The sequence below is a fragment of the Anaerocolumna sp. genome (assembly GCF_032079385.1).
In the GTDB taxonomy this organism is placed as follows: Bacteria; Bacillota; Clostridia; order Lachnospirales; family Lachnospiraceae; genus Anaerocolumna.
This window is the reverse complement of sequence record NZ_DAMAUC010000002.1, coordinates 1-23,146: the sequence shown is the minus strand read 5'-3', so window position 1 is coordinate 23,146 and position 23,146 is coordinate 1. Positions and strand designations below refer to the sequence as shown.

The 23,146-nt window shown below is 36.2% G+C and carries 14 protein-coding genes; all 14 read left to right on the top strand.

The annotated features are described in order from the left end of the window. The first annotated feature begins 71 nt into the window (after nucleotides 1-71). The 14 genes from RT261_RS01775 (at nucleotide 72) to RT261_RS01710 (ending at nucleotide 23,059) form a co-directional block, all read left to right on the top strand. Nucleotides 72-2,852 (top strand): endo-beta-N-acetylglucosaminidase, encoded by a 2,781-nt coding sequence (locus RT261_RS01775; RefSeq protein WP_313128591.1) that lies wholly within the window; start codon nucleotides 72-74, stop codon nucleotides 2,850-2,852. 23 nt (nucleotides 2,853-2,875) lie between these two features. Beyond that, nucleotides 2,876-4,189: a glycoside hydrolase family 125 protein gene (locus tag RT261_RS01770; protein ID WP_313128590.1), complete on the top strand. Its 1,314-nt coding sequence runs from the start codon at nucleotides 2,876-2,878 to the stop codon at nucleotides 4,187-4,189. A 93-nt stretch (nucleotides 4,190-4,282) separates the two neighbouring features. After that, nucleotides 4,283-7,402: an alpha-mannosidase gene (locus RT261_RS01765; RefSeq protein ID WP_313128587.1), complete on the top strand. Its 3,120-nt coding sequence runs from the start codon at nucleotides 4,283-4,285 to the stop codon at nucleotides 7,400-7,402. 121 nt (nucleotides 7,403-7,523) lie between these two features. After that, nucleotides 7,524-8,192 carry a hypothetical protein gene (locus tag RT261_RS01760; RefSeq protein WP_313128585.1) on the top strand — a complete coding sequence of 223 codons (669 nt, stop codon included), beginning with the start codon at nucleotides 7,524-7,526 and terminating at the stop codon, nucleotides 8,190-8,192. A 60-nt stretch (nucleotides 8,193-8,252) separates the two neighbouring features. Then, the gene (locus RT261_RS01755) at nucleotides 8,253-9,971 is read left to right on the top strand and encodes a sensor histidine kinase (protein ID WP_313128582.1); all 1,719 of its coding nucleotides are present in this window, start codon (nucleotides 8,253-8,255) and stop codon (nucleotides 9,969-9,971) included. After that, nucleotides 9,949-11,460, top strand: a complete 1,512-nt coding sequence (locus RT261_RS01750; RefSeq protein ID WP_313128580.1) for a response regulator transcription factor — start codon at nucleotides 9,949-9,951, stop codon at nucleotides 11,458-11,460. The genes RT261_RS01755 and RT261_RS01750 overlap by 23 nt, the downstream gene beginning before the upstream one ends. 137 nt (nucleotides 11,461-11,597) lie before the next feature. Beyond that, nucleotides 11,598-12,551 (top strand): ABC transporter permease, encoded by a 954-nt coding sequence (locus RT261_RS01745; protein ID WP_313128577.1) that lies wholly within the window; start codon nucleotides 11,598-11,600, stop codon nucleotides 12,549-12,551. Nucleotides 12,552-12,566: 15 nt separating this feature from the next. Then, nucleotides 12,567-13,526: a carbohydrate ABC transporter permease gene (locus RT261_RS01740; RefSeq protein ID WP_313128575.1), complete on the top strand. Its 960-nt coding sequence runs from the start codon at nucleotides 12,567-12,569 to the stop codon at nucleotides 13,524-13,526. Between the two features lie 171 nt (nucleotides 13,527-13,697). Then, nucleotides 13,698-15,188, top strand: a complete 1,491-nt coding sequence (locus tag RT261_RS01735) for an ABC transporter substrate-binding protein (protein ID WP_313128573.1) — start codon at nucleotides 13,698-13,700, stop codon at nucleotides 15,186-15,188. 93 nt (nucleotides 15,189-15,281) lie between these two features. Continuing rightward, nucleotides 15,282-17,906: a beta-mannosidase gene (locus tag RT261_RS01730; protein WP_313128571.1), complete on the top strand. Its 2,625-nt coding sequence runs from the start codon at nucleotides 15,282-15,284 to the stop codon at nucleotides 17,904-17,906. A gap of 781 nt (nucleotides 17,907-18,687) precedes the next feature. Further along, nucleotides 18,688-19,563: a MurR/RpiR family transcriptional regulator gene (locus RT261_RS01725; RefSeq protein WP_313128569.1), complete on the top strand. Its 876-nt coding sequence runs from the start codon at nucleotides 18,688-18,690 to the stop codon at nucleotides 19,561-19,563. Nucleotides 19,564-19,592: 29 nt separating this feature from the next. Further along, the gene (gene murQ, locus RT261_RS01720; RefSeq protein WP_313128567.1) at nucleotides 19,593-20,495 is read left to right on the top strand and encodes an N-acetylmuramic acid 6-phosphate etherase; all 903 of its coding nucleotides are present in this window, start codon (nucleotides 19,593-19,595) and stop codon (nucleotides 20,493-20,495) included. A 103-nt stretch (nucleotides 20,496-20,598) separates the two neighbouring features. After that, complete coding sequence (locus tag RT261_RS01715; protein ID WP_313128565.1) at nucleotides 20,599-22,023, top strand: PTS transporter subunit EIIC; 1,425 nt, start codon at nucleotides 20,599-20,601, stop codon at nucleotides 22,021-22,023. Then, nucleotides 22,016-23,059, top strand: coding sequence for a MupG family TIM beta-alpha barrel fold protein (locus RT261_RS01710; protein ID WP_313128563.1), 1,044 nt, complete (start codon nucleotides 22,016-22,018; stop codon nucleotides 23,057-23,059). Before RT261_RS01715 ends, RT261_RS01710 begins: the two co-directional genes overlap by 8 nt. The last annotated feature ends 87 nt before the right edge of the window (nucleotides 23,060-23,146 follow it).

Genomic DNA, 23,146 nt, shown 5'->3' with positions numbered 1-23,146 from the left:
AAGATTTTTTCACTATCGGGATCAATTCGCTTTTGTTACACTAAAATTACAATAACAAAGGGGGATTTAAAATGAAAAAAATTTTAAAAGCAAAAACAAGAATAATTGCTGTCGTTATGACTTGCGCATTGGCCCTGGGTATGGCAGGATGCAAAGGGAAAGACGACAGTAAAAGTGCGGTCAGTGACAAAATCAGCTATACCCTCACAGAAGAAGCAAATCAAGAAATTGAATTACCCAATTCACCCATATCTTCATTCTGGTTTCCGGCGGAACTTTTGACATGGAATTCGGATGAAGATCCTGATTTTGCCTATAATGTAAGCACGGTACCCTTACAGGAACGTGTGGAAAAAGATAAGTTAAGTACAATTAATACCACTCAGAATAAGGACACAAAGGTTATGGCTATTTCTATTATGAACAGCAGTACAAGCGGAAATTCACCTCATGGAAAAAGCAAATTTTCAGCCAATACCTTTTCTTACTGGCAATATGTAGATACGTTGGTTTATTGGGGAGGATCTGCAGGAGAAGGGATTATTGTACCGCCAAGTCCGGATGTAACGGATGCGGCCCATAAAAACGGTGTTCCGGTTCTTGGAACAGTATTTTTTCCAATGCTTGAACATGGTGGAAAAATAGAATGGCTAGATGATTTTCTTAGGAAAGATACCGCCGGTAATTTCCCAATGGCGGATAAACTAATAGAAGTTGCAGATAAATATGGTTTCGATGGATGGTTTATCAACCAGGAAACACAGGATTCCTTAACAAAGAATCATGCAGTACTGATGCAGGAGTTTATAAAACAATGCAAAGAAAAAGCTCCGGAAGGCTTCCATATTGTATGGTATGATTCCATGACAAAAGATGGAGAAATGAACTGGCAGAATGCACTGACACAGGAAAATGATTACTTTATGATCGATTCTGAGAAGAATAAAGTTGCAGACAGCATGTTCCTTAACTTCTGGTGGGGAAGCAGTGAACTTAAAAATTCCAGAGAAAGAGCAGAACAGCTTGGAATTGATCCCTATGAATTATATGCAGGAGTTGATGTTCAGGCAAACGGAGTTATGACACCGATAGAGTGGAAGAATTTTGAGAACAGCTCTACATCTGCCACCTATACATCATTGGGGCTGTATTGTCCAAGCTGGTCTTATTTTGCAGCTGAAACTATAGATGGATATGATAAAAATGAAAGCCGTTTGTGGGTTAATGAGCATGGTAACCCTGCCATTGATACAAAGGTAAGCGGAAGTACATGGAAAGGTATTTCTACATATATAGTTGAACGCAGTGTTGTTAAAAAAGCACCTTTTGTAACTAATTTCAGCATGGGTAATGGATACAGTTTCTTTATCAATGGTGAAAAAGTTTCAAACCGTGACTGGAATAACCGCAGTATGGCGGATGTAATGCCAACCTACCGCTGGATCATGGATTCAGAAGGTAATAATGATTTAAAGGTTTATACAGATTATGCAAATGCATATTATGGCGGAAATTCCTTCCGTTTCTATGGTAATATGGACGCCAATAAGAAAACAGATATAAAATTATTTGCATCGGATTTAGCTATTGAGAAATCCATGACAGTTTCCATGGCATTAAAGGCTTCCCATAAAACAACTGCCAATCTGGTATTAACAATGGAGGATGGTTCAACTAAAGTTGTGAACGGGGATAAAGCAGTATCTACTGACTGGACGGTAGTAGGTTTTGATGTTTCAAAATTAGCAGGAAAAACAGTACGTAACATTTCTGTTTCCATTGCAGCAAAAGAGAAAGCTTCCGGTTATGAATTATTCTTAGGAAATCTGTCAATTTTAAATGGACCTTTGGAAACAACGGATGTAACATCTGCTAAGGTAGACGCAGATGGATGCGTTTTTGATGAAGAAAATATGTATGCCGGTGTTCGCCTATCCTATGAACTACCAGGAACTGAACATGTTAAGAACTATGAAATATACAGAATAAACCAGGATAACAGTAAATCTTTATTAGCAGTTACAACGAACGCCTGCATCTATATTGACCGTCTTGATAGAAGCGGTGAATCCTTAACTACTACATTTGAAGTGGTCGCAGTGAATCAGGAAGGTGTTCGGGGTAAAGGTGCCACAACTTCAATAGAATGGAAAGATAACAGTATACCAAGAGCAGACTTTACAGCATCCACTACATTGATTCCTGAGGGTGGTTCTGTAACTTTTGAAAGTACAAGTACCCAGAATACAGAAGGACTTTTATGGGAATTTGAAGGTGCTGATGTAACAACCAGTGAAGAGGCTTCTCCTACTGTTGTTTATCAGAAAGAAGGTACCTACAAAGTATCATTGACTGCTAAAAATGCCAAAGGTGAAGATAAAAAGGAAATAGAAGGTTTCATAACTGTAAATAACAAGGCGAAAGACGGTCTTGTGAATCTGGCATTAAATCAGAACACAGAAGCCTCCGCTTATGTAAATGAAAATGAAGCGCCTCAATTTGCTGTTGACGGAGATTACTCTAAAAAATGGTGTGCTACCGGAAATCCTCCTCATACACTTACTATTGATCTGGGCGAAGTAAAAACTATCAGCCAGGTAGCAATCGCTCATGCTGAAAAAGGAAATGAAAGCCCGGATATGAATACACAGAAATATAAATTTGAAGTAAGTACTGATGGCAATGAATTTACTGAGATTGTAAATATAACAAAGAATAAAGCAGGCATGACAATGGATACATTTAAAGCTGTTGATGCCAGATATGTACGCCTGGTTATAGTAAAACCTACACAGGGCGGCGATACAGCAGCAAGAATATATGAAGTAGAAGTATATGGAATTAATAAGTAATAAGTAAGGAGTAAAAGGTATTTATGAAGCAGCGGGTAGAAGAATCCCTGGAATCACTTATCCGGGAGGTGAAAGAGAAGTTAAGCAGTCACCGGGAAATAGCAGAAGTATTTGATACATGTTATCGCAATACCATACAAAAAACGGTGGAAAGGCTGGAAGATGGAACAACATATGTAATAACCGGAGATATACCGGCAATGTGGCTTAGGGATTCAACTGCCCAGATGCGTCCATACCTTATTCTGGCAGCAGGTAATGAGGAAATGGCGGACATAATAGAGGGATTGATAAAAAGACAGGTAGCCTGTATCCATATTGACCCTTATGCAAATGCATTTAACAAGGAAGCCAATGGTGCCTGCTGGGAACAGGATGAAACCTTAAGAAATGACTGGGTATGGGAACGTAAATATGAAATAGATTCTTTATGTTATCCGGTTCAATTGATGTATTTTTTCTGGAAGGTAACAAAACGGACGGAGTTTTTTGATTATTCACTGAAACAGGCACTTGAAAAAATTATACAAGTATTTCGTATAGAACAAAATCATGAGGAAAACTCAGAATATCATTTTGTACGGAAGAATACATACTTTACAGATACTCTTTCAAGAGATGGAAAAGGGGCATTGGTTAAACCGGATATTGGTTTAACTTGGTCCGGATTCCGGCCAAGTGACGATGCCTGCACATATGGCTATCTAATTCCCTCTAATATGTTTGCAGTAGTTATTCTTGGATATATAGAAGAAATTGCAGAAGTGATTTATAAGGATACTGCATTAATGCAAGAGGCGAAAGAATTAAAAAGAGAAATCAAGGCTGGTATTGAAACATTTGGAATTACAACAAAAGAAGGTTATGGAGATGTATATGCATATGAAGCAGACGGTTTTGGCCAATTTAATCTAATGGACGATGCCAATGTTCCAAGTCTGCTGTCTATGGAGTATTTGGGATATAAACCGGAAAGAAAAGAAGTTGCAGATAATACCAGAAGACTCATCTTAAGTGGAGCAAATCCCTATTATTATGTGGGAAGTAAAGCAGCAGGAATTGGAAGCAATCATACACCTGTGGGTTACATATGGCATATTTCACTTGCAATGGAGGGACTTACAACAAAGGATAAAAACAAAAAGTTAAGTATTCTTAAAAAAATGGTGGAGACGGATGGAGATACCGGATTTATGCACGAGAGTTTTCATCCGGATAATCCAAAGGAATATACAAGAGAATGGTTTTCATGGGCCAATGCATTATTTTGCGAGCTTGCTCTGGAGTACTGCGGATACACCATATGTAATACGAATCTCTCATTGAAACCTTACTAAAAAACCTTGCAAAAGTTCATCCGTCAAAGGTTATTCCAAGGCTTTTTTAGAGGTTTTATAATCGATATAAGTATAAAAAAGGAGATATAAGATATGTTTTTGACAGAAAGAAAATTAGAAAGCCGTATTCAGGAACTGGCTGAGTATAGATATCGTGAGGTACAACCTCTAAAAGAGTTTCTGGTAAAAGAAGATACCCAAGGTGCAGTTAATCCGAAAGTACCTGATAATTTTGATAATTGGGATAGGATATGTGTGGGTGATAAATGGACCGGAAGAGATTTGTATCTATGGATGCACAAGGATGTTATAATACCAGAAGAGTGGAAAAATAAACGGGTTGTAGGTGTATTTGATTATGGTAATACGGGAGCCGGGAATAATTCGGGATTTGAGTCAATGTGTTACATAAATGGTATGCCATATCAGGGTGTTGACGTTAACCATAAGGAAGTATTTATAAAACCAGAACTTGCAGGTACCGGTGTCAGTCTGACTTTTCGCCTATGGTCCGGTCTGGAAGGCGGCGGAGTGCCTAAACCCCAGGAACATTGCATAAATCGTGCAGATTTAGCCTGGCTTGACGAAGCAGTGGATAATTTCTACTATATGGGAATTATGATTGTGGATACATTAAAAAACCTGGAGGATGGTAATCCGGTTAAGTATGACTTAAGGAATGCATTGGATGCTGCCTGCTGGTGCATTGATTGGTCATATCCGGGAAGTGAGGAATTCTATAATTCCGTGCATCAGGCTAATGAAGTTTTAAATAATAAAGTGGAGGCTATGGAGAAACATTCGGAAGTTAATATAAAGTGTGTTGGTCATACACATATTGATGTTGCCTGGTTATGGAGACTAAAGCATACCAGAGAAAAAGCATCCCGCTCTTTTTCAACGGTTTTAAGGCTTATGGAACTGTATCCGGAATATATATTCTTACAGACACAGCCCCAGCTTTATGAGTATATCAAAGAAGATTTCCCGGAGATTTATAGTGAGATAAAGAAAAAGATAGACGAAGGCAGATGGGAATGCGATGGGGGTATGTGGGTAGAAGCAGATTGCAATTTAACCAGCGGAGAATCCCTTACCAGACAGATATTAATTGGAAGTAAATTCATTAAAGATGAATTTGGTAAAGATGTAGAATATTTATGGCTTCCGGATGTATTTGGATATTCCTGGGCATTGCCACAGATTCTTAAAAAATCCGGCATTGATACCTTTATGACAACGAAGATTAGCTGGAATCAATATAACCGTATGCCTCATGATACCTTTAAGTGGAAAGGAATTGATGGCAGTGAAGTCATAACTCATTTTATTACCACACCGGATCCATGGAGTGAACCGGGATCCTGGTTCTATACCTATAACGGAAAACTAACCCCTAAGACAGTAAAAGGTACCTGGGAAGCCTACAGTGAAAAGGAAATGAATAAAGAACTTCTCATATCTTATGGATTTGGTGATGGAGGCGGCGGTGTTAACAGGGATAACCTGGAGCAAAGAAGATGCATTGACAAAATTCCGGGGCTGCCTAATCTGAAAACTGCTACAGCAAAAGAGTACTTTAGAAATCTGAAAGAAACAGTTGGAAATTCAGAACAGTTTGTGAATACCTGGGATGGAGAACTTTATCTGGAATATCATAGAGGTACTTATACCAGTCATGGACACAATAAGCGGATGAATCGAAAGATGGAGCTTCTTTACCGAAGAGCAGAGTGGATGGCTGTAATGAAGGGAATACTTACCGGCTCTTTGCAAAATGCAAGACAGGAAGATCTGACAAAAGGCTGGAAACACATTCTTACCAATCAGTTCCATGATATTATTCCGGGTTCTTCTATTCATGAGGTATACGAAGATTCCAAAAAAGATTATGAGTATATCGAAAAGATTGGAATAGAAGTAGAGAAGGATTTCCTGGATTATGCGGCTGTGAACGAAGATAACAAATATAGTGTATTAAACAGTTCAGCATGGACCATGAGCGGTATAGTCAAAATCCCCAATACAGAGGCAGGAATCTATAAAAATGAACAGGGTGATATCCTTGAAACACAACAGGAAAAGGATGGCTCTTATGTGTTTTTGAACAATGTACCCTCCATGGGTGGGGTAACCATTGAATTTGAACCAGGAAAAGTGAATGAAACAAATTCATGCTTCAGAATAGAGGAAAGAAATATTGAGACACCATTTTATAATATTTCTTTAAATGAATTTGGACAGATTGAAGGTTTATATGATAAGATTTTTGAACGTGAAGTACTTCCTGTAGGAGAAAGAGCAAATGTCTTACAGATGTTTGAAGATAAACCTTTAGGAAATGATGCATGGGATATTGATATCTTCTATCAGCAGAAGATGCGTGAGGTAACGGAACTTGTTGAATTTAAAGTTACGGAACAGGGCAATCTGCGTATGGTAGTGCATATGGAATGGAAATATATGAACTCATGTATTGCGCAGGATATGATTCTTTATTCCAGAAGCAGGCGCATTGATTTTGAAACAAAAGTAGATTATCATGAAACTCACCAGCTGCTTAAAGCTGCATTCCCGGTGGATGTACGTTCAACCTATGCTACCTATGATATTCAGTATGGCAATGTAAGACGGCCAAATCATTGGAATACCAGCTGGGATCAGGCAAGATTTGAAACAGTGGCACATCGCTTTGCAGATTTGTCAGAGAGAAATTATGGAGTAAGTTTATTAAATGATTGCAAATATGGTCATGACATTAAAGATAATATTATGAGGATCAGCCTTATTAAAGCTGCGACTCATCCGGATCATTTACAGGATCAGGGCGAACACATCTTTACGTATGCACTTTTGCCCCATGGTGGTGATTTTATTGAAGGAAAAACAGTACAGGAAGCCTTTCTTTTAAATGAGCCTATGAAGGTGGTTAAGGGACAGCTTAAACTGGAAACTGAAAGCTTCTTAAGTTTAGATAATGATCAGATTGAAGTGGATGCAGTTAAAAAGTCAGAAGACGGCAAGTATATTGTGATTCGTTTCCATGAATTTGCAGGATCAAGACAGACTGTTAATATGAAGTTGGGATTCCGATTTAAATCCTTTGTAGAAGCAGATTTAAGAGAGCGCCCGATTGGAGAAAAGAAGGGGGCCGAAGACTTAACATTTGAAGTAAGGCCTTATGAGATTAAAACCATTCTGATAGAATTGTAATACAACTTTCTCATTAAAACTTTCCAAAAGATCAGTGCAATAATCCATATATTCAGGGATATTGCCTGATTTTTGGAGATTTTATTATTGGGATTAGTAGAAGAAAAAGAGGTGAATAAAATTGCTGAATGAACTATTTAGTGTAGAGAGAATTTATGGGTTTTGCGAAAAGGTATGCTACTTTCTTATAGTAAATGCTTTATTCTGGCTATCTAATATACCATTAATCTGTTTCTTGGTTTTTGTTGGTATAAAGCAGATTCCCACCTATCTTCCTTTATTCATGATAACCCTGCTGCCAGTGCCGCCAGCATTTTCAGCAGTACTGTATTGTATGGGAAGGCAGTTAAGAGGAACGGAAGTCGGTGCTTTTAGGGATTATAGAAAGGGATACCGAAATGATATTCTTTTAAAACTAAAACTGGGTACCGTTCAGCTATTTGCCTTATTTGTTCTCTGGACTAATACAAAGTATTTGTCGGAATATGGATTGAGCCTTATATCCATGCTGTTCTTTGTAGGTTTTATTTTTACAATTATATTGACACCTAATTTGTATTTACTTGCATCCAGGTATGAAATGAAGTTTTTAGATATAGTCAGGGTTGCAGTTATCATAACAATAACCCATCCTGTCTGTACACTTGGTTATATAGCCGCATTTGGATTTATGCTGATGCTATTTGAGCTTAGTGCGGGAACGACAGTTTTATTTATGATAAGCGGTTATGGCTTTCTGGTAGCCTTTATGAGCCGGTCTATGTTAAAATTTTTAGAAAAGAGTCAGTGACACTGGCTCTTTCTGTGTTATAATTTGTTAGGAAATATTAAAATTATTGGGGGAAATTTTATGCATAAGAAGAACTATAAACAATTGTATTACAAATTCTTTTTTATTTATACCGCCATTTTGGTTTTTACAGTGGGGGTACTTATGGTTTATTTTATTTCCTCCAACAGAGCTAGAATATTTGATACAAACCTTGATTATATGAAGATGCTCAGTGAAGAAGCCGTATCTTATATGGAGGAATGTTCAAACGACGTAGGATATATAAAAGGAGATCTTTATCAGTCGCCTGTTATTTCCGAGGATCTATTGAATTACCTTAGGTATGATGAAGAAAATTATCAGGTTAAGCGTCTTGAGAAATATATTGCTTCCCCTACTCTAAAATACAATGGATTTGAAAGTTTTATTATTAAAAACATGGAGACTTATTCTAGTATCTTACAAATTGATCTTATTTCCTATCCAAGACTTGAAAGTACATCCTGTTACAAAGAAGGAATTAAAAACAGGACAACAATTCCAAAGGATAAAATAGACCAGATTAGAGATGGAGATCTGGCAGGCAGAGGAAGATTTTCATTTCTAAAAGAATTAAGAGATCCGGATACCATGGAAAGTGTGGGCTGCATGATTGTAATCTTTAAGGCAGATGTTTTTGATAAAATGCAGAACTATTACTCCAAAGCAGAGCTGGCAGTGTACAATATGGAGGGAACCGCTGTATTTAATTCCTTAGATGATTACACTACAAAAGATTTAATCAATCTTGAGAATGAAAATGAATATTCCATCAAAAAGACGGTAAGAGATTATGTAATTTATACCTTTATTGATAAAAATCAGGCAAGACAGCTGCCAATGTCATTACTCCTTACTATCTTTGGTATAGGGGCAACTATGATTATTCTGGGAGAGATGTGTATTAATATATATCTGCAGAAATTAACAGGTCGGTTGAATTATATCTTGGATGGAATGAATAAAATTACAACCGGAGATTTAACGGTACGCTTAAAGGTTGATAATAACGGAGATGAGCTGGACTTAATCTCAAAGAATTTCAATGATATGTGTGTCAAGCTTGACCGGTACATACAAAGAAGTTATCTTGCTGAAATTGAACAAAAAAATGCAGAACTTGAAGCATTACAAGATCAAATTAATCCGCATTTTTTGTACAACACACTGGAATCCATTCGTATGAAGGCTATCTGTAATGGTGATAAAGACGTTGCAAAAATGCTTTATAGTATGGCGGTGATTTTTAGGAGCCAGTTAAAGGAATCGGATGTTATTACAGTAATTCAGGAAATTCATTATTGTAAAAAGTATCTGGAATTGTTTGAATTCCGCTATCAGGGAAAGTTTACTTCCACGGTTATATGTCCCGAAGAATATATGAATTATCCCATAATCAAATTCATATTGCAGCCGGTGATTGAAAATTACTTTGTACACGGAATTCGCGGAGAAAGCGAAGGAAATGAAATATGTATTCTTGTAGAGAGTGATAACGATGCATTAATTATTAATGTAATAGATAACGGCAGAGGAATGAGCGATGAGGAAATACAGGTAAAGAATAAGGAGTTAATGGAGAATAAAAGAGACACTAAAAAGAGCATTGGCTTGATAAATGTAAACGGAAGGATTAAAGCAGTTTATGGAGAGGAGTATGGAGTACAGCTAAAGCGTAGTGACAGCGGTGGTATGCATATTATTTTAAGAGTTGGAATGGGTGAGGAAAATGGGAATGAAAAAAGTCATGTTAATTGAGGATGAAGAACTGATATTAGAGGGACTTACTAATATTTTAGATTGGCAGGACCTGAATATGGAAGTGGTTCACAAAGCACATAATGGGGAGGAGGCTCTAAGATGCTGGAAATCACAGCCGGTTGATATTGTGGTAACGGATATAGAGATGCCTGTTATGGGTGGGCTTGATTTATTACATGAAATCAGGAACATGGATAAACGGGTACGTTTTATTATCTTAACGGGGTATGATGAGTTTGAATATGCACGAAAAGCTATTCATCTGGACGTAGAAGACTATATTCTAAAACCTATTGATGAAGAAAAATTAGAATTAACCTTAAGAAGTGCCTACGAAAAGCTGGATGAAATGGACCGGAAAGTTAATATTGATGATGAGGCAGGATGGCTTTGTTTCTTTCGAGGTTCCCTGGAAAAAGAAGAAGAAGGGAAATACCTTGAAATACTTCCCAAGATAAGTGCCGGACAGTTTGTATATAGTGCGGTTATGAAAATTGAAATAGAAAGTCTCCAAACAGTAAAGATATCGGATTTATTAGTTGAACTTCAAAAAGCGGAAAAGAATCTGCGCATTATTTATCTGTCTTCCGACAGCTTGTTTATGCTCCTGTATACGGATCGTGATGAGACGGAAGTATATAAATTCTTCCTATCCTTACAGAATAAGATTGAAAGTACATACGACGTATTCACATTCATAAGTCTGGCAAGTCCCTTTACGGACTACCAGTCCTTACCGGCATGCTACCGTGAGATAATGAAATTACAGAAATATCAGATTATTGAAGGTTACGGAAGCTGCGTAACTCCAGGAACAATTAAAAATCGCAAATCGAAAGATATATCAATTGATGACGGTACTTTAAGAAAAATGATTTTTAAAAAAGACAAAGAAGCAGCTTTAAGTTATATTGAAGATTTATTTATTAACAATGTTAAGAAGAATGCAGCCGTTGAGGATATCTTTCAGATGGCTTTACAAATAGCAATGATTTTACAGAATATAAAGTCTGAATATAACTTAAATGATCGTAAGAACATGCAGAATCTAATAGAAATCATTGAAAGAATTTATCATGCGGAGGATTTGTTCGCTATAAAGACCATTTTTATTAGTGAAATTATACAAATCATTGATTATCTTCATGAAGATGATTCACAGTATACACCGGTTGTAAAACAGATTATGGCGGAGGTGGAGAAGAAATATAAAGAGGACATGAATCTTAAAATGTTGTCCTATAAATATAATATGAATGCCTCCTACCTTGGACAGATATTTCAAAAGGAAGTGGGCTGCTCTTTTGCACAGTATCTAAGCAATAAAAAGAATGGAGCAGCAAAAGATTTGATCTTAAATACGAATATGAAGATTAATGATATTGCAAAGGAAGTGGGATATCAGGACACCAGTTATTTTTATAGAAAGTTTAAAAAATGCTATGGGGTGTCCCCAGCATCCCTGCGGGAAATGAAAAAATACTAAATTTTTAACTCCCTAGAATATGTACAGGAAAACTAAAAGTTTTCAACTATCCATGTTTATGGCTTTTTTATATAATATATCTATAAGGTCAATTAACTAGCTAGCAGTTATTGATTTTAGGAAAGGGAGGTTGGAAATTGAGTTCACGAAATACAAATGTACAGAAAGGAAAATTTCTAAATCGACTGAAAGCAAATAAAGAGTTGTTGATTTTAAGCATACCGGGAGGTATATGGTTTCTTCTGTTTGCTTATTTACCTTTATTTGGTGTAGTCATTGCATTTAAGAAGTTTCGCTTTTCTGGTAGTTTTTTGACTAGTCTGATAAAAAGTGAATTTGTTGGATTTGATAATTTTAAATTTTTGTTTAGCAGCGGAGATGCATGGATTATTGTGAGAAACACAGTATTATATAATGCCGCATTTATCATTTTAGGTATTGTGCTTCCCGTCATAGTTGCGCTGATGTTAAACGAGATTCATAACAAGGGAATGGCTAAGATTTATCAAAGTTCATTGTTTCTACCTTATTTCCTTTCTTGGGTAGTTGTAAGTTACTGCTTATTTGCTTTTTTAAATCCGGAAAAAGGCTATTTTAATACAGTTTTGCAGCATTTTGGATCTGATCCGGTTTCCTGGTATAGTGAGAAGAAGTATTGGCCCTTTATTATTATATTTATGAGCCAGTGGAAGGGAATCGGATATAATACAGTTGTATATCTGGCTTCCATATGTGGAATTGACAGGACTTATTATGAAGCTGCGGTACTTGATGGTGCTTCCAAATGGCAGCAGATAAAATACATAACTATGCCGATGTTAAAACCGGTTATTACAATTTTACTGATTATGTCAGTTGGCGGAATTTTTAGAGCGGATTTTGGACTGTTTTATCATCTTCCAAAAGACAGCGGACCATTATATCCGATGACAAATGTATTGGATACCTATATTTATAGAGCACTAAAGACCAATGGTGAAATCGGAATGAGTTCGGCAGCGGCATTGTTTCAGTCTACGGTAGGATTTGTCATGATTATGATTGCCAATAAAATAGTTTCAAAGGTTGACAGCGACAATGCATTGTTCTAGGAAGGAGATAAGGAAATGCACAAAAAAGGAAAGACGGTTGTTTCTGAAAAAGAAATAGCAAAACGTGAAAAAAAACAATCGAAGTTCAATAAAATTAAGAAGCCTACCAATTTCTTGTTTAATGTGATTTTAGGAATCTTATCTCTGCTCAGTATTATTCCATTCTTATTTGTTGTTATTATTTCATTTACAGATGAAAATGTATTGGTCAGGAATGGCTATCGTTTTATCCCTGAGAAGGTCAGTTTATATGCTTATGAGTACATAGTAAAAGCAGGGGAGAATATTTTACGAAGCTATGGTGTTACTATATTAGTTACAGTAGTAGGTACCTTACTTGGATTATTTCTCATTGGTACTTACGCTTATGCATTATCAAGAAAGACTTATGCATATAGGAAGTTTTTCACTAAGGTAATAACGATTCCAATGTTGTTTAGTGGTGGTATGATCGCTAATTATTTAATTATGACAAAAGTTCTTATGCTAAAGGAAAGCGTTTGGGCTTTAATACTTCCTCTTGCTATGAACTCTTTTAATGTTATTGTTCTGCGTACCTTTTTTAAAACAAGTATACCGGACGCAGTAGTTGAATCGGCTAAAATAGATGGTGCATCTGAGTGGCGTTTGTTTTTTCAAATTGTGGTACCCATGGCTTTGCCGGGACTTGCTACAATCGGTTTGTTTTTGACATTAGGGTACTGGAATGACTGGTTTAATGCAATGATGTACATGGATAGTAAAAAGTGGGTACCGTTGCAATATTTGCTTATTCAGATTGAGAGTTCTATTGACTGGCTGGCAAGCAATAAGTCGATGATGGGAGTGGATGGTGTTATAATTGCACTTAATTTACCAAAAGAAACAATAAAAATGGCAATTGTCACTATATCTACATTACCGATTATTTTTGCTTACCCATTTTTCCAAAGATATTTTGTAAATGGTCTGACAGTGGGAGCGGTTAAGGAGTAAGTAGTAACAGTATCATTATATTATTTACATATGCATGGAGGAGAAGGTTGAAAGAAAATAAAATAAAGAAAGGATGCCACAAACCATTCTTTCAACTTGATTTTTGTGGCAATATCACATTTGTAAATGCGAACATATTGTAAACAAATGTGATATGCAATGGGTGGAAAAATGAAACTTAAGAAGTTGGTTATGTTAGGATTGGTTGCTGCAATGACAGTGGGCAGTTTGTCCGCTTGTAAAGCTAAGGAAACAGCAACAAGTAAGAATGATAATGAAGTTGTTGAACTGACCTGGTATCAGATTGGGGATGCACAAAAAGATGCAGGGACGGTAATTGATGAAGTAAATAAATATACTGCTGAAAAAATCGGTGTTAAACTTAATGTAATTAACGTTGGCTGGGGAGATTATAATCAGAAGATGCAGGTTGTAATCAATACAGGAGATAAATGGGATTTATGCTTTACCTGTTCTTGGGCAAATGATTATCTTCAGAATTCGCAAAAAGGTGCTTTCCTTGAATTAGATGATATGCTGAAAAAAGAAGGCAAAGAAATGTATGAGAAAATTGACCAGCGTTTCTGGAATGCAGCAAAAGTTGGTGGAGTGACCTATGCAGTTCCAAGTGAAAAAGAAATCGGAAGCTGTCCGATGTGGGTATTTACAAAAGAGTATGTTGATAAGTATAATATTCCTTATGAGGATATTCATAGCCTTGAAGATTTAGAGCCATGGCTTAAGTTAATTAAGGAAAAAGAACCTGATGTTGTACCTTTTTATTTGACAAAGGATTATTCTGCACCTACTTATATGGATAAGATTCAGGATCCTGTTGGTATCGAATATGAAGATGATACTTTAACTGTAAAGAATGTTTTTGAGACAGATAAGATGAAGTCTACTTTAAAAACAATGAGAAAATATTATTTAGAAGGCTATATTAATAAAGATGCAGCAACTGCATCCGATGATAAGTCCGTTAAGAGATTTGTAACAAAAGGCGATGGACAGCCATATGCAGAACTTATCTGGGGAAAAGATTTAGGATATGAAGTTGTAACATCAGCAATTATGGATACACAGGTTACAAACGTATCTGCACGTGGAGCAATGACCGCTATTAATAAGAATTCCGATCATCCGGAAAAAGCAATGGAACTATTAAACTTAATCAACACCGATGAATACTTAAGAAACTTATTAAATTATGGTATTGAAGGTGTTCATTATGAAAAAGAGAAAGCTACTGAGGAAGAAATTAAGGCTTGTGAAGGCAAAGATTATATTTATGATGTAAAACTTAAATATAATGAAGAAAAGAGAAAAGATTATTCTGTTCCTTACTGGGTACAGGGTGGTTTATTTAACACCTATGTAATGGTAAATGAACCTTTAGATAAATGGGCTGTTTTTAAAGAGTTTAATGATGCTTCCAAAGAAGCACCTTCCTTTGGATTTGACTTCAATTTAGATCCTGTAAGTACGCAAGTGGCAGGCTTTAGAAATGTATTGGACGAATTTGGAAAATCCTTATATACAGGAAGTGTTGATCCTGATGAATATCTGCCACAGTTGAATAAGAAATTAGAAGCAACAGGTATTCAGGATGTTATTGATGAAATGCAAAGACAGATTGATGAGTGGAAGGCAACCAAATAATAGCTTAATAAATAGCTTGAAAGGGGCTGTTGCAATGCAATTGCAACGCCCCTTTTTGAAACTAAGGACTACTAATAATAGGAGGGATGATTTATGTTACATCAAAGCTTAAACTCGAACTGGAACATGAGAAAAGCAGGAGAGTCCCAGTGGAATCCTGCCATAGTTCCCGGCAGCGTGTATACAGATTTATTAAGAAATGGCAGTATGGATGATCCGTTTTGGAAAGACAATGAAAATACTGCACTGGAATTAATGGATTACGATTATGAATATGAAAGCTATTTTGATGTTGGAAATGATTTTTTTAAGGTGGATAAAGTATGGCTTTACTTTGAAGGGTTAGACACTATAGCCGATGTATATCTAAATGGAGAGAACTTAGGAAATACCTATAATATGCACCGTACATGGAGATTTGATGTAACCGGTAAATTACAGGAAACAGAAAATACACTAAGGGTAATTTTACACTCACCAACCCAATATATAGGGGAAGCCTTCAAAAAATGCAGGACACTTGGTTCGGAAGATGCAATGGACGGCTTTGTACATATTAGAAAGGCTCACTGTATGTTTGGATGGGACTGGGGGGCACATCTTCCGGATGCGGGTATTTTCAGAGCGGTTTCTCTGGTGGGAATTGAGAAAGCAAGGATTGAAAGTGTGTATATTAAGCAGGAGCACAAAGAAGATGCAGTTTCACTTTACTTTGAACCGGAGATTGAATACTGTGAGAATATTGAACACTGTGGGAATGTAGAACACTGTGAGAATATTGAACGCTGTGGAAATGTAGAACACTGTGAGAATATAGAATATTGCGAGAATATTGAACACTGTGAGGATATAGAACATCGTGAGAATATAGAACATTGTAAGAATATTGAACGCTATGAAGATTTTGAATGCCATAAAGGACATGAAAAAGCTTATTATGAATACAAAGTAGAAGTTGAAAATCCCTTAGGTGTAACTGCTGTTTATGATGGTTCCCCGGATAAAATCACTATTTTAAATCCAATGCTCTGGTGGCCCAATGGATATGGTGAACAACATCTTTATAACATTAAATTCACTTTATATGCAGAAGGAAAAGAAATAAGTACCTGGGAAAGACGCATTGGACTGCGTACAATGACTATGAGAATAGAAAAGGACCAATGGGGAGAAAGCTTTGCCCATCAGGTAAATGGAATTACCGTCTTTGCAATGGGTGCGGATTATATTCCAGAAGACCATTTAATCGGGCGTACAACGAAAGAACGTACCAGGCGCCTTCTTGAAGACGCAAAACTTGCGAACTTTAATGCGGTCCGTGTATGGGGTGGAGGATATTATCCCGAAGATTGGTTTTTCGATTTGTGTGACGAGTTAGGACTAATTGTATGGCAGGATTTTATGTTTGCCTGTGCAGTATATGAGTTAACAAAAGAATTTAAAGCCAATATTAGACAGGAGTTTATTGATAATATTAAAAGAATACGCCATCATGCCTCCCTTGGATTATGGTGCGGAAATAATGAAATGGAGCAGTTTGTGGGTGAAAATCATCACTGGGTAACAAAACACTCGGAAGTACGTGATTATTTAATCATGTATGAGGAACTAATACCTGATATTTTAAGTGAGTACGATCCCCAGACCTTTTATTGGCCTGCAAGTCCTTCTTCCGGTGGTTCCTTCGATAAGCCAAATGATCCTGACAGAGGAGATGTACATTATTGGGAAGTATGGCATGGAAATAAGCCTTTTTCTGAATACCGGCAATATTTTTTCAGATATGCATCTGAATTCGGATTTCAGTCTTTCCCTTTTAAAAAGACCATTGAGACATTTACTGACGACCCGGCTGATTATAACATATTCTCTTATATTATGGAAAAACACCAGAGAAATTACGGAGCAAACGGAAAGATTATGAATTATCTTCAGCAGACCTATCTTTATCCTACTAGCTTTGATATATTCCTATATGCTTCACAGTTGCTGCAAGCTGAGGCAATCCGTTATGGAGTGGAGCATTTTAGGAGAAACCGGGGCCGCTGTATGGGGGCTATTTATTGGCAGTTAAATGACTGCTGGCCGGTTATTTCTTGGTCCTCCATTGACTATACGGGAAGATGGAAAGCTTTGCATTATTATGCAAAACGCTTCTTTGCACCTCTAATGCTCAGCTGCCAGGAGGAAGGAATGATGTCACAGAAGGCAGATATGAATCGGGAACATTTTGAATTTGAAAAATCCATCCGGCTAAGTGTGGCAAATGAAAGCCGAAAGGATGAAAATTCGACGGTTCATTGGGCAGTGAGAAATGCCGATGCAGAAGTAATCCATGAGGAAACCATGGAAATATTTGTGCCGGCGTTATCCAGCGTATGGTTAGATAAGAAACTACTGCCAGATATTGATATCTTTACTGAATATGTTAGTTATTCCCTTTATTCAGAGGGGAATATGGTTTCTGACGGTACCGTTATTTTTTCATATCCAAAATATTTTAAATATAAGGATCCAAAGTTAAGCTATTCTGTATCAGGCAATGAAATTATAATAAAAGCCCAGGCTTACGCAAAGAGCGTGGAGATTCAAAATGATAGTGAAGATTTGATTTTATCTGATAATTACTTTGATATGAATGGAGGAGAGAAGCGTGTAACGGTTATACGGGGGAATACAACCAACCTCCGGTTACGCAGTGTTTTTGATATCAGATAATGAAAAGTAAGAGAGATAGCTGAAAATTTAATATTTTCAGCTATTTTCTGCCCTAAATTCTCTTGAATAAATTATGAGTGAAAATTATATACCCCTAAACATCCTGAATAAAATTATGAATGCAAAATATATGTCCCTAAACATCCTGAGAAAAAGATGGGTGCAAAATATATGCCCCTAAACAACCTGAATAAAATTATGAATGCAAAATATATGTCCCTAAACATCCTGAAAAAAAGATGGGTGCAAATTATATATGCCTCTAAACGTTCTGAATAAAATTATGAGTGCAAATTATATGCCCCCAAACGTCCTGAAAAAATAATTAATGCAAAATATATGTTCCTAAACGTCCTGAATAAAATTATGAATGCAAAATATATGCCCCTAAACATCCTGAATAAAATGATAAGTGCAAAATATATGACTATATATTATAATAATTAGTGATATTATATCCAGCGTTCATGGTATAGGCATAGAACGGACAAACTATTCCAGGGTAACGAGATAATCTGCATATAAGATTCGCCTTACTGATATTAAAAACAGTAAGGCGTATTTTTTATGTGCAAATTCATTTATAAATCATCTGTACATGTGCCTGTGTCAGTTGGACGTTTTTAAAGGAATAATTATTACATATTAACAAAAACTATCATAAGATTGCTGATTTTCAGTGTAAATTAGTCATAATATGAAACATAGTTTCATAATGGTATATAAAAATTGACTATAAAATTTCAGGATAGTATACTCAAATTAGAAATGGAGTAGAACAATGAAAAGTGTACTAGTACGTTTACAGGAATATTCAGGTCACGCTAGTGGAGCTGAAAAAGGTGTGGTTCATTTTCTATTAAAGAATCCGGAAAAAGGTGTAAATTATAATATACACCAGCTTGCGGAAAAAACTTATACATCATCTTCTACAATCATAAGGTTGTGTCGTAAGTTAGGTTTTCAGGGGTATAAGGATTTTCATAAATCTCTTATTTACGAAATGGCTTTACGAAAATCCACAAGTCGTGAAAAAGGAAAAGAAATCAGTCGTGAAGATTCTCTTGAAACCATTGTGGACAAAGTAACTTATAAAAATATTGCCTCTCTGGAGAACACCAGAAAATTAATAGATACTAATATATTACAGGATTGTGTTGACTTAATATACAGTGCTAACACAATATGTCTATTTGGAATGGGGTCATCCCTCTTAGTTGCAAAAGATGCCTATCTAAAGTTCCTAAGAATGAACAAGCCTTGCTTGATCAACGAAGACTGGCATGCCCAATTGCTTCAGGCAAGGAACATTAAGAAAGAGGATTTAGCAATTGTAATCAGCTATTCTGGTTTAACGGAAGAAGTACTTAAATGCACCTCTACTGTAAAACAGAAAGGAACACCTATTATTGCTATTACCCGTTTTGAAGATTCACCTTTATCCAGAATGGCAGACTATAACTTAAGTGTTGCTGCTACTGAATTCATATTCCGAAGCGGAGCAATGTCTTCAAGGATAGCACAACTGAATATCATTGATATTCTTTATACGGGATTTTTAAATAAACAGTTTGAATCAAGTCTCGCACAATTTCAGAATACACACATTGATAAGCCTAATAAAAGTACGACTCAAGATGAACATAATAAAAATTAGACTAAATTAGAATTGAGGAGGAATTGCAGTTGCTAGATTTAACAAAACTGACAACAGAAACACGAAATGAAAAAACAATGAGTCTGGATAGTATGACCCCATTAAATATTGCAACTATTATGAATGAAGAAGATAATAAGGTAGTTGCCGCAGTCCACGAGGTATTACCTCAAGTGGCCACTGTGATTGAATGGTGTACCGATTCTTTAAGAAAAGGCGGCAGAATAATCTATATGGGTGCAGGAACAAGCGGAAGGTTAGGATTATTAGATGCCGTGGAATGTCCCCCAACCTTTGGTACCTCACCGGATACTGTAGTGGGATTGATAGCAGGGGGTAATGAAGCATTTATCAAAGCGGTGGAAGGTGCGGAAGATAGCATCACTCTTGGAAAAGAAGATCTGGTTAATTTAAATCTCAGTAAGAATGATATTATAATAGGAATAGCAGCCAGCGGCCGTACGCCTTATGTAATATCAGGATTAAAGTATGCAAGGGAAATTGGATGTAAGACTGCAGTTTTAGTATGTAATAAGAACTCCGAGATGTCAAAATATTCGGATATTGCAATTGAACCAATTCCCGGACCAGAAGTATTAACAGGATCTACCCGTTTGAAATCAGGAACCGCACAAAAGATGATACTTAATATGATATCCACCGGAAGTATGGTTGGAATAGGAAAAGTCTATCAAAACTTAATGGTGGACGTAATGCAGACAAATGAGAAGTTAAACATTCGTGCTGTAAATATTATTATTGCAGCAACAGGATGCAATCATGAACTGGCGAAAAATATGTTAGAACTGGCAGATGGAAGTGTTAAGGCAGCAATCACTATGATTTTGTTACAGTGTACAAAAGACCAAGCGATTGAAAGATTAGATCACTCTAATGGACATATTCGGCACGCTATAAAAGAAAGTAAATAAATTATAGTTCATGATAATCTATTATTTAAGATGTCGCAAAGCTATATTAAGTTTGGAAGTGAGATAATATTCACATAAAACATATTAGGAGGAGGAAATATATATGTCAAATTTAGAATTAGCAAAGAAACTTGTTGAATTAGTTGGTGGAAAAGATAACGTTGACAAGGCCACAAACTGTATGACAAGACTGCGTTTAACGGTTAAAAATGCTGATCTTGTTAAAGCAGAGGAAATCAAGAACACAGAAGGGGTTATGGGCTATATTGTGGACGGTAATTCTCTTCAGATTGTATTAGGACCTGGTAAAGCTAAAAAAGTTGCTGACATTTGTACAGATGAGTTGGGACTTCCAAAAGTAAAAGCAATAACAGAAGATTGGAAAGAAAATAAAGCTGCAATGAAGACTGCACAAAAACAAAGTCCATTTAAGAAGGCAATCAGGACAATTGCAGATATATTCATCCCATTAATCCCTGCAATTATTGCAGCAGGTTTGTTCAATGGTCTTGCTAGTTTAATCACCACTCTGCAAGGTCAGGGAGTACTAAGTACAGAAGGTTTCTGGCAGGTAGTACAACTATTATTTGCGCTGATTGGCGGCGGATTCTTAGGATACTTTGCAATTTATACCGGTATTAATTCTGCGAAACAATTTGGAGCAACAGAAGCACTAGGCGGCATGATTGGTGCAATTTCTATCGGAAGTAATATTGTTGCATTGTCCACAATATTTGGTTTGTACAACGAAGAAGTTCCATTAAGCTCTATTCTTACTACAGGTAAAGGCGGTATCATAGGCGTTATTGTTGGAGTATGGATTCTATCAAAAGTAGAGAAATTTGTTAGAAAGCATGTTCCGGATGTATTAGACTTAATTGTTACACCTTTTGTATCATTACTAATTACTGCAATTGTATTTATATTTATTATTATGCCGTTAGCAGGTTTTGCATCGGATGGATTAGTAGCAGCACTTAGTGTAATTATTAATTCTTCTAATCCTGTTGTTAGTGTAATCAGTGGTTATATACTATCAGCAGTATTTCTTCCAATGGTTTTACTTGGATTACATCATGGATTAATACCAATCTATGCAATTCAATTAGAAACCTTAGGCGGCGTTACATTATTCCCAGTTTTAGCAATGGCTGGAGCGGGTCAGGTTGGAGCATCCTTAGCAATCTATCTAAAAGCAAAACGTATCGGAAATAAACGTATACAAAAAGTAATTGCAGGTGCTCTTCCAGCAGGTTTCCTTGGAGTAGGAGAACCATTAATCTACGGTGTAACTCTACCGATGTTTAAACCATTTATTACTGCCGGTTTAGGCGCCGGATTTGGTGGAGCATTTGTAATGTTAACACATGTTATGGCAAGTTCCTGGGGGCCATCCGGTTTAGTAGCCATTCCAATTATGAAACCGGAAAGTATGTTTAATTTCTTCTTAGGCTTACTCATATCCTATATAGCAGGCTTTATCATTACTTACCTTGTTATTAAAGATAAGGATGTAGAAAATGTTTAATAAAATTGGATACTCCGTATATTTATCTACTTTTGAAGAACAAAAATCAAAACTAGAGTCCATATATAAGAAAGGCAATTATATCTTTACTTCATTGCATGTGAGTGAAGAATATGATACTACCTACATTCAAAGAGTCAAAGAAATGTGTACTTTTTTAACCACATGTGGATATAAGATAATTGCAGATGTCTCAAGAAATACTTTAAAAGTGTTTGAAACAGATTCCCTTATAGATTTGGCAAAGCTGTTAGGTATATCTATACTAAGAATTGATTATGGATTCTCAGAGGATGAAATATTTGAGTTGGCGAAAGAATTTCCTATATGTGTAAATGCTTCAACAGTTGAAGCCGATTTTATAGATAAATTGGCCTCGCATTCCTTTGATGTATATGCAATGCACAATTTTTATCCAAGACCGGAAACCGGATTGGATATAGAACAATTTCAACTTCGAAATGATACATTGAAGAGTAAGGGCTTTAAAATTCTTGCATTCATTCCCGGAGATGAAGTTAAAAGAGGCCCAATACACGAAGGATTACCTACATTAGAGTCACATAGAAATGCATCTTCCTATGCAGCATTTATTGATATCATATCCTATGGTGTTGATGGTATTTTTATTGGTGATGGATTAATCAGTCAGTTTCAGGCGGATATGATATCACAGTATCTGGAATCGGGTATTTATGCTATACCGGTGATGTTTGAGAAAGATTATGAATATCTGTATAATCAGGTATATACCATAAGGGCAGACTCTCCACGCTGGCTGAAACGTTTACAAGAATCCAGAGAATATGCCTGCAAAGGAGCAGAGATTTTACCAGAACATTGCAAGGAAAGAATACCTGGTTCCATAACCATTGACAATTATCGCTACCAAAGATATTCCGGTGAGATTCAAATTATTGTAGAATCACTTCCGGCAGATGAGAGAGTAAACGTTATTGCACAGGTGACAACAGAATATCATCTTTTATTAAATCATATTGTAAATGTATCTAAGATACGATTTGTGAAACTTTAGAATCTATATCATATTAGTAGAACTATAATTTAAATAAAAATTTGGGTTATTAACGAAAGTACGCTTTGCCTAATATAGGTTAACTAG